The 15,894-nt window shown below is 69.2% G+C and carries 15 protein-coding genes and 1 tRNA gene; 13 read left to right on the top strand and 3 right to left on the bottom strand.

The genetic code is table 11. From position 1 onward, the window contains the following. Positions 1 to 276: 276 nt before the first annotated feature. Both ACXYMW_RS14380 and ACXYMW_RS14375 read left to right on the top strand, forming a co-directional pair. The gene (locus ACXYMW_RS14380) at positions 277 to 1,128 is read left to right on the top strand and encodes an HTD2 family dehydratase (protein WP_459036016.1); all 852 of its coding nucleotides are present in this window, start codon (positions 277 to 279) and stop codon (positions 1,126 to 1,128) included. Next, positions 1,125 to 2,366: a CoA transferase gene (locus ACXYMW_RS14375; RefSeq protein WP_459036015.1), complete on the top strand. Its 1,242-nt coding sequence runs from the start codon at positions 1,125 to 1,127 to the stop codon at positions 2,364 to 2,366. Before ACXYMW_RS14380 ends, ACXYMW_RS14375 begins: the two co-directional genes overlap by 4 nt. A gap of 76 nt (positions 2,367 to 2,442) precedes the next feature. On the opposite strand, the gene ACXYMW_RS14370 is transcribed toward ACXYMW_RS14375, so the two are convergent. Next, the gene (locus ACXYMW_RS14370) at positions 2,443 to 2,667 is read right to left on the bottom strand and encodes a hypothetical protein (RefSeq protein WP_459036014.1); all 225 of its coding nucleotides are present in this window, start codon (positions 2,665 to 2,667) and stop codon (positions 2,443 to 2,445) included. 397 nt (positions 2,668 to 3,064) lie between these two features. Beyond that, positions 3,065 to 3,301 (bottom strand): hypothetical protein, encoded by a 237-nt coding sequence (locus ACXYMW_RS14365; RefSeq protein ID WP_459036013.1) that lies wholly within the window; start codon positions 3,299 to 3,301, stop codon positions 3,065 to 3,067. Between the two features lie 346 nt (positions 3,302 to 3,647). On the opposite strand from ACXYMW_RS14365, the gene ACXYMW_RS14360 reads away from it, so the two are divergent. After that, positions 3,648 to 3,723 (top strand) — tRNA-Trp (locus ACXYMW_RS14360). 120 nt (positions 3,724 to 3,843) lie between these two features. Here the strand turns inward: ACXYMW_RS14360 and ACXYMW_RS14355 are convergent. After that, a complete protein-coding gene (locus ACXYMW_RS14355) occupies positions 3,844 to 4,431 on the bottom strand; it encodes a hypothetical protein (protein WP_459036012.1) in 588 nt (195 codons plus the stop codon). A gap of 268 nt (positions 4,432 to 4,699) precedes the next feature. On the opposite strand from ACXYMW_RS14355, the gene secE reads away from it, so the two are divergent. The 10 genes from secE to rpoB all read left to right on the top strand — a co-directional run bounded on the left by secE (position 4,700) and on the right by rpoB (position 15,843). Continuing rightward, the gene (secE, locus tag ACXYMW_RS14350; RefSeq protein WP_459036011.1) at positions 4,700 to 4,897 is read left to right on the top strand and encodes a preprotein translocase subunit SecE; all 198 of its coding nucleotides are present in this window, start codon (positions 4,700 to 4,702) and stop codon (positions 4,895 to 4,897) included. Between the two features lie 188 nt (positions 4,898 to 5,085). After that, complete coding sequence (nusG, locus tag ACXYMW_RS14345; protein WP_459036010.1) at positions 5,086 to 5,619, top strand: transcription termination/antitermination protein NusG; 534 nt, start codon at positions 5,086 to 5,088, stop codon at positions 5,617 to 5,619. A 4-nt stretch (positions 5,620 to 5,623) separates the two neighbouring features. Beyond that, a complete protein-coding gene (locus tag ACXYMW_RS14340) occupies positions 5,624 to 6,208 on the top strand; it encodes a YdeI/OmpD-associated family protein (RefSeq protein WP_459036009.1) in 585 nt (194 codons plus the stop codon). Positions 6,209 to 6,398: 190 nt separating this feature from the next. Next, positions 6,399 to 6,848, top strand: coding sequence for a 50S ribosomal protein L11 (gene rplK, locus ACXYMW_RS14335; protein ID WP_459036008.1), 450 nt, complete (start codon positions 6,399 to 6,401; stop codon positions 6,846 to 6,848). Next, the gene (gene rplA, locus ACXYMW_RS14330) at positions 6,848 to 7,546 is read left to right on the top strand and encodes a 50S ribosomal protein L1 (protein WP_459036007.1); all 699 of its coding nucleotides are present in this window, start codon (positions 6,848 to 6,850) and stop codon (positions 7,544 to 7,546) included. The genes rplK and rplA overlap by 1 nt, the downstream gene beginning before the upstream one ends. Before the next feature lie 144 nt (positions 7,547 to 7,690). Then, entirely contained in the window at positions 7,691 to 8,191 is a 501-nt protein-coding gene (locus ACXYMW_RS14325; protein ID WP_459036006.1) for a putative pterin-binding protein, read from the top strand. A gap of 16 nt (positions 8,192 to 8,207) precedes the next feature. After that, positions 8,208 to 9,986 carry an ATP-binding protein gene (locus tag ACXYMW_RS14320; RefSeq protein WP_459036005.1) on the top strand — a complete coding sequence of 593 codons (1,779 nt, stop codon included), beginning with the start codon at positions 8,208 to 8,210 and terminating at the stop codon, positions 9,984 to 9,986. Between the two features lie 494 nt (positions 9,987 to 10,480). Continuing rightward, positions 10,481 to 10,999, top strand: coding sequence for a 50S ribosomal protein L10 (rplJ, locus tag ACXYMW_RS14315; protein WP_459036004.1), 519 nt, complete (start codon positions 10,481 to 10,483; stop codon positions 10,997 to 10,999). Between the two features lie 72 nt (positions 11,000 to 11,071). Next, positions 11,072 to 11,455, top strand: a complete 384-nt coding sequence (gene rplL / locus ACXYMW_RS14310) for a 50S ribosomal protein L7/L12 (protein WP_459036003.1) — start codon at positions 11,072 to 11,074, stop codon at positions 11,453 to 11,455. 248 nt (positions 11,456 to 11,703) lie between these two features. After that, the gene (rpoB, locus tag ACXYMW_RS14305; RefSeq protein WP_459036002.1) at positions 11,704 to 15,843 is read left to right on the top strand and encodes a DNA-directed RNA polymerase subunit beta; all 4,140 of its coding nucleotides are present in this window, start codon (positions 11,704 to 11,706) and stop codon (positions 15,841 to 15,843) included. Positions 15,844 to 15,894 lie beyond the last annotated feature (51 nt).

Below are 15,894 nucleotides of genomic sequence, written 5' to 3'. Positions count from 1 at the left end.
CGCCTCCCCCCCCCCCCCCCCCCCCCCCCACGGCACGGACAGGGCGCATCCCCCGGGATGCGCCCTTTTTCGTGGTCCTGCGACATTTTGCCGAACCCCGCGACGCTGCAGGCGCAGCATCGCGGCAAGGCCCGTCCCGGCAAGGCGAAACCGCGTCCGTATCCCGGCGCATACCGCTTCGGTATGCGGTGGTATCCAAATAAGTCATTAATTTCCTTTGCTTTTTCCGCGACCCTCCCGCAGCCTGACGCAACGACAGGTCGGGAGGAGACGCGGGTGGCGGAAGTGCGGGTGACGGACTGGATCGGGCGCGAGGAGACGGCGCAGGCGCGGGTCGAGCCGGTGCAGGCGGAGATGCTGGCCGCGACCCTGTCGGATGCCGGCGCGCTGCCGCCCGAGGGCGACGCCATCCTGCCGATCCTCTGGCACTGGGTGGCGTTCCTGCCCACCGTGCCGATGGACCGGCTGGGCCCCGACGGCCACCCGCAGCTCGGCGGCTTCCTGCCCCCGGTGGCGCTGCCGCGGCGGATGTGGGCCTCGGGCCGGCTCGAATTCCTGCGGCCGCTGCATGTCGGCGAGCGCCTGACCCGGCATTCGCGCATCGCCGATGTCAGCGAAAAGCGCGGCAGCACCGGCGCCATGGTCTTCGTCACCGTGGCGCACGAGATCGCCGGCGAGGACGGGCTGGCGATCCGCGAAAGCCAGGACATCGTCTATATCGAGATGCCCGACCGCTTCCGCGCCCCGAAGGCGCTGCCGGTGCCCGCGGCCCCGGCGGCCGAGCGCGTGGTGCCGGTCAACGAGGCGCTGCTGTTCCGGTTCTCGGCCTGCACCTTCAACGCCCACCGCATCCATATCGACCTGGCCTATGCCCGCGAGGTCGAGAAATACCCCAACCTCGTGGTGCACGGGCCGATGCAGGCGATGATGCTGGCGCAGCTCGCCACCGAGCTGCGCGGCCGCGCCCCGGACCGCTTCCGCTTCCGCGGCGTGCACCCGATGTTCCACGACCACGAGATGCGCCTCCTGGCCGAGGAGGACGGGCCGGACCGGCTGCGGCTCTGCACCGCGCGGGGCGGCGCACACCAGGGGCTTCAGGCCACCGCGGAATGGGAGGACACCAGATGAGCGGCATTCTCGAGGGCATGCGGGTGGTCGAGGGATCGGCCTTCGTGGCGGTGCCGCTGGCCGGGCTGACGCTGGCGCAGATGGGCGCCGAGGTGATCCGCTTCGACCGCATCGGCGGCGGGCTCGACGCCACCCGCTGGCCGCTGGCGCCGAATGGGCGCAGCCTGTTCTGGGCCGGGCTCAACAAGGGCAAGAAGTCGGTCGCGGTGGACATGGCCTCGCCGGAGGGGCGCGAGCTGATCACCCGGATCGTCACCGCGCCGGGCGAGGATGCCGGGCTCTTCATCACCAACCTGCGGGTCCGCGGCTGGATGGACCACCCGACCCTCGCGGCGCACCGCCCGGACCTCGTCATGGTGTCGCTGATGGGCGACCGGCACGACCGGCCGCAGGTCGACTACACGGTGAACCCGGCGCTCGGCATTCCCGAGATCACCGGGCCCGAAGGCGCGCGCGACCCGGTGGCCCATGCCCTGCCGGCCTGGGACGTGGCGGCGGGCGGCATGGTGGTCTCGGCGCTGCTCGCGGCGGAACGCCACCGGCTGCGGCACGGCACCGGCCAGGACGTGGAACTGTCGCTGAAGGACGTGGCGGCGGCGACCATCGGCCATCTCGGCATGATCGCCGAGGCGACGCTGAGCGGGGGCGGGCGCGGCAAGAGCGGCAATGCGCTCTACGGCGCCTACGGTCAGGACTTCCTCTGCGCCGATGGCCGCCGGGTGATGGTGATCGGGCTGACCGACCGGCAATGGCGGATGCTGCTCAAGGCCACCGGCACGGCCGAGGCGATGGCGCAGCTCGCGGCGGTGACCGGCACCGACCTGTCCGACGAGGGCAACCGCTACCGCCTGCGGCACCGCATCAGCGCGCGGCTGGCGCCCTGGTTCGCGGCCCGCGACCTCGACAGCGTGGCGCAGGCGCTGGAGGATGTGGGAGCCACCTGGGCGCCGTTCCGGAGCATCGCGCAGGCGCTCGAGGAGGATCCGGACCTGTCGCCCGACAACCCGCTCTTCGAGAGGATCGTGCAGCCGGGGATCGGGGAATACCTGGCCGCCGGATCGCCGATCGGGTTCTCGGGGATGGCCCGCCAGCCGGTCGCCCCGGCCCCGGAACTGGGCGCCCAGACCGAGGAGGTGCTCTCCGAGGTCGCGGGCTGTGACGCCACCGAGATCGCCGACCTGTTCGACCGCGGCATCGTCGCCGACGAGACCCGGCGGCGCCGGCGTCCCGCCGCCTGAACCCGAGGGGCGGGAGTGCACAAACGGAAGGGCCGCCGCCATTCGGCGGACGGCCCCACGCGGCGCTGCGCTTGGTTCAGCGGTACTGGCGCAGCAGCGAGTTCAGCGTCGACTGGGTCTCGCTGTAGCTCTCGTTGGTGTGGATCACGTTCACCAGGGCGCCGAGCTGGGCATCGCTGAGCCCGGTGGCGTCGAAGTCCTGGATGTAGCGGCCGATCTCCACCTCGGCGGAGGATTGGGCGATGGCGGCCCCGGCAAACAGCGAAGCGGCGATGGCGGAAGCGGTAAGCAGCGTTTTCATCGTATGATCCTTTCTTCGGTATGACGTCGAGCCGGTCGGGATTGGCGCGGCTCGTGGCAGAAAGATCGTTCGTCCTCAGTAACTTCGCAATTCACGAAGCGATACGCGGAGGGTCGCGAAGTCGTGTCCTTGAAACCTCGGGGCCGACGCCCCACCCGCCTCCGGATCGTGCCGTTTCAAGGGTTTGCAGCGCTGCCCCGGCTTTGGTTTCGGGCCGGGAATCCGGGGCGGACGGCCCTCTCGGGGACCAGCACGCAGCATGTGCATTTGTGCACGTTACAGTTCTTATCGAATACTCACAGTGCGGAGATTCGCGGTGAGCGCTTTCGCGATCCGTGTTTCAGAAAGCAAAGGGCGGGTCCGCCCCGCGGACCCGCCCTGCATCCTGTTTCCGAGGTCAGTTGACGTCGTTGTAGCGGCGGATGAGCGACTTCACCGTCGCCTCCGTATCGCTGCGGCTTTCCGACGAGTGAATGACGTTCAGCAGCGACTGCACATGCGTCTGGCTGAGCTGCGAGACGTCCGCCCCGGGCGCGTAGCTGTGGATCAGCCGCTCATCGGCCATTCCCGACAGGGCCGGGCCGGCAAACAGGGCACCGGCGGCGAAGACGATGGTTGCGGTTTTGAAATACATGGTCCCAATCTCCGTGAAACACTGGACGGTCGGCCGTTGGCGAGAACCGCCATAAGCCATGGCCCCCGACAGGGGGCCCGGGTCAGCGCGCTGGCGCCCGTTTGCGATGTGAGAATCGGAAACACGAAGCAATCGTCACACAGAGGGCGTGTCCCGGTCCGGGGCCGTCCATGAAGCGGAGCGCGGCCGGCACCGCCTCCGTATTCCATGGTAGACGGCGACATATTCAGTGTCGAATAACGGTTGAGTGACGCAGGGTCAGCTTGCGCTCAAAAGTTGCAGCTTCCGGCAGGCCACAAGCCCCCTTGAACTCGCGGGGCGGGAGCGGTATCGACGGCCTCGGCGGAGGGGTATAGCTCAGTTGGTAGAGCGACGGTCTCCAAAACCGTAGGTCGCGGGTTCGAGCCCTGCTGCCCCTGCCAGTTCCCGCCCGTTCCCCCTTACGATCCCGCAGTCACGCTCCGTCACAGCGCCGGGGCTCGCGCATGCGAAAAAGGCGGACCCGAAGGCCCGCCTCTTCGTCAGTCACGGCAGCGCCGCGCTTACTGCATCAGCACCGCCTGGACGCGCGCGCTGATGTCGCTCTCGTTCTCGGTCGAGTAAATGATCGACAGGGCGGTGTTGGCTTCGGCTTCCGACAGCGCCGCCAGGTCGGCATCCGGGGCGTATTGCTGGATCAGCGCCGCCTCGGAGGCGGTCAGGCGTGCCGGGTCAGCCGAGCGCGTCGCGTCGACCGAGAGCAGCTGGCGGATGCGGCCTTCGCGGTCGTTCGACGACATCTCGCTGTTCGCCACGTTGAGCGCCGCGTCGATGGTGGCCTGCGGGTACATCGAGAAGTCGATGTCGCCGACATATTCCTGCAGCTGCACCTCTTCGGCTTCGCTGATATCGGCGGCGCGCACCTGGTACTCGGCGCCGTCATGCAGCGCCCGCAGGCGGCCGACGATCTCGGAGCGCGATTCGGTGCTGGTGATGATGGTGATCGCCTCTTCGACCTGGGCATCGCTCCAGACGGCGATGTCGGCCTCGGGCAGATATTGCTGGATGCGGGTCATCTCGGCTTCGGTGGCCGCAAACGATGCGGTGGCGGTGCCGAGGGCAAGGGCGGAGGCGAGGAAAAGGCGTTTCATATGTCTTTCTCCTTCAGTCTGTCTCTGTCATATCGACGTTCGCAGGACGTCCCGGCGCTGCCGAGCGCCCCGTCGTGCTGGCGGACCAACCACGCCGCGCGGCATTCGTTCCGCCGCCCTTCCCGGCTTCAAGAATGCTTGAATATGATCGACGATGCCGCCGTCGGGCCTATTCGCGCGCGCCCCCGGGACAGGCTTCGTGCCCCCGCGGCTTGATTCCCGCGGCGCGGCCCCGTATCTGCCGGGCGACGCCGCAAGGGATTCGACAATGGCCAGAACCAACCCGCTCCAGTTCGTGCAGCAGGTGCGCACCGAGGTCCGCAAGGTCGTCTGGCCGACGCGCCGCGAAGTGCTGCTCACCACCGTCATGGTGTTCATCATGGCGACGCTGACGGCGATCTTCTTCGCGCTGGTGGATCTGGCGATCCGCGGCGGGCTGCAGGCGGTGCTCGGCATCTTCGGTTGAGCCGCCCGCCCGCGCCGCGCGCGGGGGACTTGAATTCGACCCCGGCCCGCAGTAAGGGACGGCGAATTTCCCGTGGCGGGCGTGCGATGACGACCATTGCGCGCCGCTTTTCTTTGACGGGAGACCGGATCGCAGCGCGCCCGCCGCGCCGGGCTCCGGGCAACGCAGGAACGAGAGGTCAGGGCCAGATGGCGAAGCGGTGGTATTCGGTGAGCGTGCTCTCGAACTTCGAGAAGAAGGTCGCCGAACAGATCCGGACGGCGGTGGCCGAGCAGGGACTCGAGGACCAGATCGAGGAAGTTCTGGTGCCGACCGAAGAGGTCATCGAGATCCGCCGCGGCAAGAAGGTGACCAGCGAGCGCCGCTTCATGCCCGGCTACGTGCTGGTGCGCATGGAGATGTCGGATGCCGGCTATCACCTGATCAACTCGATGAACCGGGTCACCGGCTTCCTCGGGCCGCAGGGCCGGCCGATGCCGATGCGCGACAGCGAGGTGCAGGCGATCCTCGGCCGCGTGCAGGAGGGCGAGGAGGCCCCGCGCACCCTGATCCGCTACGAGGTCGGCGAGAGGGTGAAGGTCAATGACGGCCCGTTCGAGGGCTTCGACGGCATGGTCGAAGGCGTCGACGACGACAACCAGCGCCTGCGCGTCTCGGTGTCGATCTTCGGCCGGGAAACCCCGGTCGAGCTGGAATTCACCCAGGTCACCAAGCAGGGCTGAGACGGTGGCGGCCGATCCGAGGATCGACCGCTACCTCGCCAAGGATCGCCCGTGGCGCGCCGAGATGGCCGCGCTGCGGGCGATCTGCCTTTCCGAGGGGCTCGACGAGACCCTGAAATGGCGGGCGCCCTGCTACATGGCCGCGGGGCGCAACATCGCCATGATCGGCGCCCTGCGCGACGCGGCGCTGCTCTCCTTCCTCTCCGGTGCCCTGCTCGACGATTCCGCGGGGCTGCTGGTGCCGCCGGGGCCGAACTCGCGCGCCGCCCGGCAGGCGCGCTTCACCGACAGCGCCCAGATCGCCGCCGCCGCGCCGCCGTTGCGGCAGCTGATCCGGCAGGCCGTGGGCCACGCCCGCGCCGGCCGACGTGTCGCCCTGCCCGCCGAGGAACCGGATCTGCCGGCCGAGCTTGCCGAGGCGCTGGCCGCCGATGCGGAGCTCCGCGCCGCCTGGCAGGCGCTGACCCCGGGGCGGCGCCGCAGTCTCGTGCTGCACATCGCCGGCGCGGCGCAGGCGGCGACCCGGCACGCCCGCATCGCCCGGCAGCGCGACCGCATCCTTGCGGGCCGCGGGCTGCACGACCGCTGATCGGGGCGCGCCGCGCCGGGCCCGGCGGAATCGCTTGCCAAGCCGCCGCGGAGGGTGTACCCGCGCGCCCTGTCCCCCCGGGGACATCCGATCCGTGGGAGGTTGGCGGCGGCGCGCCGTCGCGGCCCGACCACGCAACGCGAACGCCGCCGGGACGCGTCCCCGCGGCCGTTGAAAAAGGAGACGCCAGATGGCCAAGAAGCTTGCTGGCAAGATGAAGCTGCAGATCAAGGCCGGGCAGGCCAATCCCTCGCCCCCGGTCGGCCCGGCGCTGGGTCAGCGCGGGATCAACATCATGGAGTTCTGCAAGGCGTTCAACGCCAAGACGCAGGACATGGAGCCGGGGGCGCCCTGCCCGACCCTGATCACCTACTATCAGGACAAGTCCTTCACCATGGACATCAAGACGCCGCCGGCGTCGTACTACCTGAAGAAGGCGGCGGGTCTGAAGCCGGTGGGCAAGCGCAACCGTCCGCGCGGCGCCGAGAAGCCGGGCCGCGAGACCATCGCCACGGTGACCCGCAAGCAGGTGCGCGAGATCGCGGAAGCCAAGATGAAGGACCTGTCGGCGACCGACGTCGATCAGGCGATGAAGATCATTCTGGGCTCGGCGAAGTCCATGGGCATCGAGGTGAAGTGATGGCGAAGCTCGGAAAACGTACCCGCGCCGCGCGCGAGGCCTTCGCCGGCAAGGAAAACCTGTCGGTCGAGGAAGCGGTCAGCCTGATCAAGTCGAGCGCCACCGCGAAGTTCGACGAGACCGTCGAGATCGCAATGAACCTGGGCGTCGATCCGCGCCACGCCGACCAGATGGTCCGCGGCGTCGTCGGCCTGCCCAACGGCACCGGCAAGACCGTCCGCGTCGCCGTCTTCGCTCGCGGCCCGAAGGCCGAGGAGGCCCAGAAGGCCGGGGCCGACATCGTCGGCGCCGAGGACCTGATGGAGACCATCCAGGGCGGCACCATCGAGTTCGACCGCTGCATCGCGACGCCGGACATGATGCCGATCGTCGGCCGGCTGGGCAAGATTCTCGGCCCGCGCAACCTGATGCCGAACCCCAAGGTCGGCACCGTGACCATGGACGTGGCCGAGGCCGTGCAGGCGGCCAAGGGCGGCCAAGTGCAGTTCAAGGCCGAGAAGGCCGGCGTGGTGCATGCCGGCGTCGGCAAGGTCTCCTTCGACGAGGGCAAGCTGGTCGAGAACATCCGCGCCTTCGTGGATGCGGTCTCCAAGGCCAAGCCGACCGGCGCCAAGGGCACCTACATGAAGAAGATCGCGCTGTCCTCCTCGATGGGGCCCGGCGTGACCGTGGACGTGACCTCGGCCACCGGCAACTGAGCCGCACCGGGAACGCAGTTTGCAAAGGGCGGGCCTCCGGGTCCGCCCTTTTCGCGTCCGGGTTCCGGCCGGGCGCGGTCAACCGGCTGTTAGCGGAATCTCCCCCATCCTCCCGGCGTGACCCTGCCAACCCGGAGGATACCGATGATTCGCCTTCTGCTGATCTGCGTGGCGCTGCTGCTGTCGCCCCGCTTCGCCGCCGCCGAGGCGCTGCCGGCGCCCGCGGGCATGCCGCTGCTTACGGTGTCCGGACAGATCGCCGCCACCAATGCCGGCACCGCCGCGCAATTCGACCGCGACATGCTGGAAGCGCTCGACTGGCGCGAGATCGAGACCTTCACCTCCTTCACCGAGGGGCCGCAGCGCTTCGCCGGGCCGACGCTGGTCTCGCTGCTCGACCGGCTGGGCGCCGAGGGCAGCACCGTGGCGCTGACCGCGCTCAACGATTACCGCATCGAGTTCCCGCTGAGCTACGCCGCCGATCACGACGTGCTGCTGACGCTCGACCATGACGGCGCCCCGATGTCGATCCGCCGCAAGGGGCCGATCTGGGTGGTGTTCCCGCTCGACGAGGCCGGCGCCGCCGCCAAGCGCTTCGACGGGGAGATGATCTGGCAGCTCGACCGCCTGCAGATCCTCGACTGAGCGGCGCGGGCGGCGCATGGTGCGGTTCCGCGAACAGGCCCGGACGCTCCGCGCGCTGGTGGCGCTGGTGGCGGCGGCGGCGCTCGGCGCCACCCTCTACAGCCACGAGCAGAAGCGCGCCGCCGACCGCGAACAGGCGCTGTTCAACGTCTCGGCGCTGTCCTGGAAGGTCTCGGAGCTGATCGTCGAGACCCAGCGGGTGGCGCTGGCCTTCGCCGGCCCGCCCGGCAGCGCGCCGCCGGCCCGCGACCTGCCGCTGCGCTTCGACCTGTTGTGGAGCCGGCACGACGTGGCGATGACCAGCGCCGCCGCCGGCATCCCCGCGATGCGCGCGGTGCTCGACCGCTACGCCGATTTCCTGGCCGAGCGCGAGGCGGCGCTGCTGGTCCCGGGCGGGCCCGACCCGCAGGTCGCGGCCGGGCTCCGGGCCGAGCTCGACGGCCTCGCCCGCGACATGCGGGTGACCTGGATCGACGTCTTCTCGGCCCGCCAGGTCGCCGACCGGCCGCAGGAATTGCAGATCGGCGCCCCCGACCCGGCCGGCGAGACGCGGCTGATCGCGCTGCTGATCGGCGCCGTCATCCTCTACGTCCTGGGCGAGATGTTCCTGTCCGGCCGGGCCCAGAACCGCGAACGCCGCCTGCGCGAGGAGGCCGCCCGCGCCAACGCCGTGAAGAGCCAGTTCCTGGCCAATGTCAGCCACGAGATCCGCACGCCGCTGAACGGCATCCTCGGCATGGCCTCGGAGCTCGGCCGCGGCCGGCTCGACGGCGGCCAGCGCGAATGCGTCACGGTGATCGAGACCTCGGGCGAGCTGCTGCTCTCGACCATCAACGACGTGCTCGACCTGTCGAAGATCGAGGCCGGCCAGCTCGAGATCGTCGCCGCCCCCTTCGACCCCCGGGCCGAGCTGGCGGCGGCGCGGGCGCTCTATGCCGGGCTGGCCCGCGACAAGGGGCTGACCCTCGCCGTGGCGGTCGACCCGGACCTGCCGGACCGGCTCTGCGGCGACGCCCACCGGCTGCGCCAGGTGATCCACAACCTGCTCGGCAATGCGGTGAAGTTCACCGCCCAAGGCGGCATCACGGTGCGCATGCGCGCCGACCGGGCCGCCGGGCGGGTCGAGATCGCGGTCAGCGACACCGGCCCCGGGGTCGGCGCCGCGGCGCGCGAGCACATCTTCACCCCGTTCGGCCAGGCCGACAGCGGCACCGCGCGGCGCCATGGCGGCACCGGGCTCGGCCTGTCGATCTCGCGCCATCTCTGCGAGGCGATGGGCGGCAGCCTGGTGCTCGACGCGGCGGGCGGCCCGGGCGCCACCTTCCGGGTCGCGCTGCCGCTGGCCGAGGCCGCCCCCGCGACCCCCGCCGCGGCGCCCGCGGCGGCGCAGGCGGCGGATCTCGCGGCGCTCGACATCCTGGTGGTCGATGACAGCGCCACCAACCGGCGGCTGCTGGAACGCTTCCTGTCGCCGGCGGGCTGCCGGCTGCGCTTCGCCGAGAGCGGCGCCGCGGCGCTGGCGCTCTGCGCCGAGGCGCTGCCCGACGTGGTGCTGACCGACATCCAGATGCCGGAGATGGACGGCGTCGAGATGACCCGGCGGCTGCTCGCCGGCCTGGCCGGGGGCGGCATCCCGGCGCCGCGCATCGTCGCCGTCACCGCCAATGCCATGACCCACCAGATCGAGGAATACCGCGCCGCCGGCATCGACGAGGTGCTGGCCAAGCCGGTGCGCAAGGCCGCGGTGCTGGCCAGCCTCACCGGCCCCGGGGCGGCGGCCGGCCACGCCGCCTGAGCGCCGGGGCCGCTGGCGGTCCCCCGCCGCCCCGCGGCTTGGACTTGCCCTTCCGGCGTGCTACCTTGCGGTCCGAAGCGGCGGCAGGCTCTGCGCCCCTGCCCGCCGGCGCCGGCCGGCGCCCGGGGCGGGCGCGCCGCCGCCGCACCAGGCCCGGCGCCGCTCCGTGCGGCGGGGTTCCGCGCGCATCCGCGCTCCGGCGAGAAATCTCGCCGGGCGCTCTTGGATTTTCCCGCCATAGGCTTTATCCGACCCTCGTGAGGGTGGTCCCGCGATTCGCAGGACCACCCCGCGTCGTCCGAGACGGTGGGCGGGTTCGGGGGCAACCCCTGCCGCTAAGTCCTGCCCGAGACGGGAAGACAGCTTTCGGTCCTCGGATCCTCCGGATCCCCGGACATGCGATTGTGACGACCCGATCGGACCTTCTTGGCCGGGCCCTGCGCCCGGTCGAACTGAGCCGGAGGGGTCGCCCCTCCAGTACTTGGAGTGAAACTGTGGATAGAGCCCAGAAAGAGAAAGTGGTCGAGGAACTCGGCCAGATCTTCGAAAGCTCTGGCGTCGTGGTGGTGAGCCGCTACGAGGGCCTCACGGTTGCCGAGATGCAGGATCTGCGCGCCCGGGCCCGTCAGGGCGGAGCGTCGGTCCGCGTCGCCAAGAACCGGCTCGCCAAGATCGCCCTGGAGGGGTCGCCCAGCGCAAGCATCGCGACCTACCTCGAGGGCATGACCGTGCTCACCTATTCCGAAGACCCCGTGGCAGCCGCCAAGGTGGTCGAGGACTTCGCCAAGGACAACAAGAAGCTTGAGATTCTTGGCGGCGCAATGGGTGGCTCGGCCCTGGACCGGGCCGGTGTCGAGGCCGTGTCGAAGATGCCGTCGCGTGATGAGCTCATCGCTCAGATCGTGTCCTGCATCGGCGCACCCGCCTCCAACATCGCCGGTGCGATCGGCGCGCCTGCTTCGAACATCGCCTCCATCCTCTCCACCATCGAGGAGAAGGCCGAGGCGGCCTAAGGCAATCGGGAGACCTTCGCAGGCTTGCTATGCCCCGCGTTGGATCACATCTAGATACGGAAAGAAGTCACAATGGCTGATCTGAAGAAACTCGCCGAAGAGATCGTCAACCTGACGCTGCTCGAGGCCCAGGAACTGAAAACCATCCTCAAGGACGAGTACGGCATCGAGCCCGCCGCTGGCGGCGCGGTGATGATGGCCGGCCCCGCAGGCGGCGATGCCGGCGGCGAAGCGGCCGAGGAGCAGACCGAGTTCGACGTCATCCTGAAGTCGGCCGGCGCCTCCAAGATCAACGTGATCAAGGAAGTCCGCGGCATCACCGGCCTGGGCCTGAAAGAGGCCAAGGAGCTGGTCGAGGCCGGCGGCAAGGCCGTCAAGGAGCAGGTCTCCAAGGACGAAGCCGAAGACATCAAGAAGAAGCTCGAGGCGGCTGGCGCCGAAGTCGAGCTCAAGTGATCGGTCCCGGACGCGGACGCGTCCGGCGCCTGTTGCACGAGGCTGGATCCGGGACCCCCGGGTCCAGCCGAACCTGTCTTGGAGAGGGCCCCCGACCGGGCCTTTTCTCAGGCGAGGTTCCAGGGATCGGGAGGCCACCGGTGGGACGGCGGCCAGGCATTGATCGGAACACGCTCTCTCGGATGAGCGCGCGGCCGGGGCCCGACGGCCCGCCCGCTCAGGTGAGAACACTGAAAGGTGGCTAGTCCATGGCGCAATCCTTCCTTGGTCAGAAACGTCTTCGCCGCTATTACGGCAAGATCCGCGAAGTGCTCGAGATGCCGAACCTCATCGAGGTGCAAAAGGCGTCCTACGACCTGTTCCTGAAATCCGGCGACCAGCCGCAGCCCACCGACGGCGAAGGCATCAAGGGCGTCTTCCAGTCGGTTTTCCCGATCAAGGACTTCAACGAGACCGCGGTGCTCGAATTCGTGTCCTACGAGCTCGAGAAGCCGAAATACGACGTCGAAGAATGCATGCAGCGCGACATGACCTATGCCGCGCCGCTGAAGGTCACGCTGCGCCTGATCGTCTTCGACATCGACGAGGATACCGGCGCCAAGTCGGTCAAGGACATCAAGGAGCAGGACGTCTTCATGGGCGACATGCCCCTGATGACGCCGAACGGCACCTTCATCGTCAACGGCACCGAGCGGGTCATCGTCTCCCAGATGCACCGCTCGCCGGGCGTGTTCTTCGACCATGACAAGGGCAAGACGCACAGCTCGGGCAAGCTGCTCTTCGCCTGCCGCATTATCCCCTATCGCGGCTCCTGGCTCGATTTCGAGTTCGACGCCAAGGACATCGTCTTCGCGCGCATCGACCGCCGCCGCAAGCTGCCGGTGACCACGCTGCTCTACGCCCTGGGCCTCGACCAGGAAGCGATCATGGACGCCTATTACGAGACGGTGACCTACCGCCTCGAGAAGAACCGCGGCTGGAAGAGCAAGTTCTTCCCCGAGCGCGTGCGCGGCACCCGCCCGACCTATGACCTGATCGACGCCGATTCCGGCGAGGTGATCGCCGAGGCCGGCAAGAAGGTCACCCCGCGCGCGGTGAAGAAGCTGATCGACGAGGGCACGGTCAAGAACCTGCTGCTGCCCTTCGAGCAGATCGTCGGCAAGTTCGTCGCCCGCGACATCATTAACGAGGAGACCGGCGCCATCTACGTGGAGGCCGGCGACGAGCTGACCTGGACCGTCGACAAGGACGGCGAGGTCACCGGCGGCACCCTCAAGGAGCTGGTGGATGCCGGCATCACCGAGATCCCGGTGCTCGACATCGACAACGTCACGGTCGGTCCGTACATGCGCAACACCATGGCGCAGGACAAGAACATGAACCGCGACACCGCGCTCATGGACATCTACCGCGTCATGCGCCCGGGCGAGCCGCCCACCGTGGAGGCCGCCTCGGCGCTGTTCGACACCCTGTTCTTCGACGCCGAGCGCTACGACCTGTCCGCCGTCGGCCGGGTGAAGATGAACATGCGCCTCAATCTCGACAAGCCGGACACCCAGCGCACGCTGGACCGCGACGACATCGTGCAGTGCATCAAGGCGCTGGTCGAGCTGCGCGACGGCCGCGGCGAGATCGACGACATCGACCACCTCGGCAACCGCCGGGTGCGCTCGGTCGGCGAGCTGATGGAGAACCAGTACCGCGTGGGTCTCCTGCGCATGGAGCGCGCCATCAAAGAGCGCATGTCCTCGGTCGAGATCGACACGGTGATGCCGCAGGACCTGATCAACGCCAAGCCCGCCGCGGCCGCGGTGCGCGAGTTCTTCGGCTCGTCGCAGCTGTCGCAGTTCATGGACCAGACCAACCCGCTGTCGGAAGTGACCCACAAGCGGCGCCTCTCGGCCCTCGGGCCCGGCGGTCTGACCCGCGAACGCGCCGGCTTCGAGGTCCGCGACGTGCACCCGACCCATTACGGCCGGATGTGCCCGATCGAGACGCCGGAAGGCCCGAACATCGGCCTGATCAACTCGCTCGCCACCTTCGCGCGGGTCAACAAGTACGGCTTCATCGAGACCCCCTACCGGGTGGTCAAGGAGGGCGTGGTCACCGACGAGGTGCACTACATGTCCGCCACCGAGGAGATGCGCCACACCGTCGCCCAGGCCAACGCGCTGCTCGACGAGAACGGCAAGTTCGTTAATGATCTGGTCTCCACCCGCCAGGCCGGCGACTACACGCTGGCGCCGAACGAACAGGTCGACCTGATCGACGTGTCGCCGAAGCAGCTGGTCTCGGTCGCCGCCTCGCTGATCCCGTTCCTCGAGAACGACGACGCCAACCGCGCGCTGATGGGCTCCAACATGCAGCGCCAGGCGGTGCCGACGCTGCGCTCTGAGGCGCCGCTGGTGGGCACCGGCATCGAGGAGGTCGTGGCCCGCGATTCCGGCGCCGCGATCACCGCGCGCCGCGGCGGCATCATCGACCAGGTGGACGCCCAGCGGATCGTGATCCGGGCGACCTCCGATCTCGAGCCCGGCGATCCCGGCGTCGACATCTACCGTCTGCGCAAGTTCCAGCGTTCGAACCAGAACACTTGCATCAACCAGCGTCCGCTGGTCACCGTGGGTCAGGAGGTCGAGCGCGGCGAGGTGATCGCCGACGGCCCCTCCACCGACATGGGGGAACTGGCGCTCGGCAAGAACGTCATCGTCGCCTTCATGCCGTGGAACGGCTACAACTACGAGGACTCGATCCTGATCTCCGAGCGCATCGCGCAGGACGACGTCTTCACCTCGGTGCATATCGAGGAGTTCGAGGTCGCGGCCCGCGACACCAAGCTCGGGCCCGAGGAGATCACCCGCGACATCCCCAACGTCGGTGAGGAGGCGCTGCGCAACCTCGACGAGGCCGGCATCGTCTATATCGGCGCCGACGTGGAGCCGGGCGACATCCTGGTGGGCAAGATCACCCCGAAGGGCGAGAGCCCGATGACGCCGGAGGAGAAGCTGCTCCGCGCCATCTTCGGCGAGAAGGCCTCGGACGTGCGCGACACCTCGCTGCGGGTCAAGCCGGGCGATTACGGCACCGTGGTCGAGGTCCGCGTCTTCAACCGGCACGGCGTCGAGAAGGACGAGCGCGCGCTGCAGATCGAGCGCGAGGAGATCGAGCGTCTGGCCCGCGACCGCGACGACGAGCTGGCGATCCTCGACCGCAACATCTACGCCCGCCTGAAGTCGATGATCCTCGGCAAGACCGCGGTGAAGGGCCCGCGCGGCGTCAAGGCGAACTCGGAGATCACCGAGGAGCTGCTCGAGACGCTGACCCGCGGCCAGTGGTGGCAGCTCGCCCTCGGCGAGGAAGAGGATGCCAAGCACGTCGAGGCGCTGCACGACCAGTACGAGGCGCAGAAGCGTCAGCTCGACGCGCGCTTCGAGGACAAGGTCGAGAAGGTGCGGCGCGGCGACGACCTGCCGCCGGGCGTGATGAAGATGGTCAAGGTCTTCGTCGCGGTGAAGCGCAAGCTGCAGCCGGGCGACAAGATGGCCGGCCGTCACGGCAACAAGGGCGTGGTCTCCCGCGTGGTGCCCGCCGAGGACATGCCGTTCCTCGAGGACGGCACCCCGGTCGACATCTGCCTCAACCCGCTCGGCGTGCCGTCGCGGATGAACGTGGGCCAGATCCTCGAGACCCATATGGGCTGGGCGGCGCGTGCCCTCGGCCTGAAGGTCGACGAGGCGCTGCAGGATTATCGCCGCACCGGCGACCTGACGCCGGTCCGCGAGGCGCTGCGCCTGGCCTATGGCGACGAGGTCTACGAAGAGGGCCTGGCCGAGATGGACGAGACCCGGATGCTGGAGGCGGCCGAGAATGTCCGCCGCGGCGTGCCGATCGCCACGCCGGTCTTCGACGGCGCCAAGGAGGGCGACGTCAACGACGCGCTGAAGCGGGCGGGCTTCGACCAGTCCGGCCAGTCGGTGCTGTTCGACGGCCGCACCGGCGAGCAGTTCAGCCGCAAGGTCACGGTGGGGGTGAAGTACCTGCTCAAGCTGCACCACCTGGTGGACGACAAGATCCACGCCCGCTCGACCGGCCCCTACAGCCTCGTCACCCAGCAGCCGCTGGGCGGCAAGGCGCAGTTCGGCGGCCAGCGCTTCGGCGAGATGGAGGTCTGGGCGCTCGAGGCCTACGGCGCCGCCTACACCCTGCAGGAGATGCTGACGGTGAAGTCGGACGACGTGGCGGGCCGCACCAAGGTCTACGAGTCGATCGTCAAGGGCGAGGACAATTTCGAGGCCGGCGTGCCGGAATCGTTCAACGTCCTGGTCAAGGAGGTCCGGGGTCTGGGCCTCAACATGGAACTCCTGGATGCGGAAGAGGACGCGGAGTGAGCTCTGGGCCGGGATGACGCCCGGCCCGCAGCCCCCGGGGCGGGGGGGGGG

It is taken from the genome of Roseivivax sp. CAU 1761, from assembly GCF_054482755.1.
The sequence above is the reverse complement of the archived record's forward strand: the minus strand, read 5'-3'. Positions and strand labels throughout refer to the sequence as shown.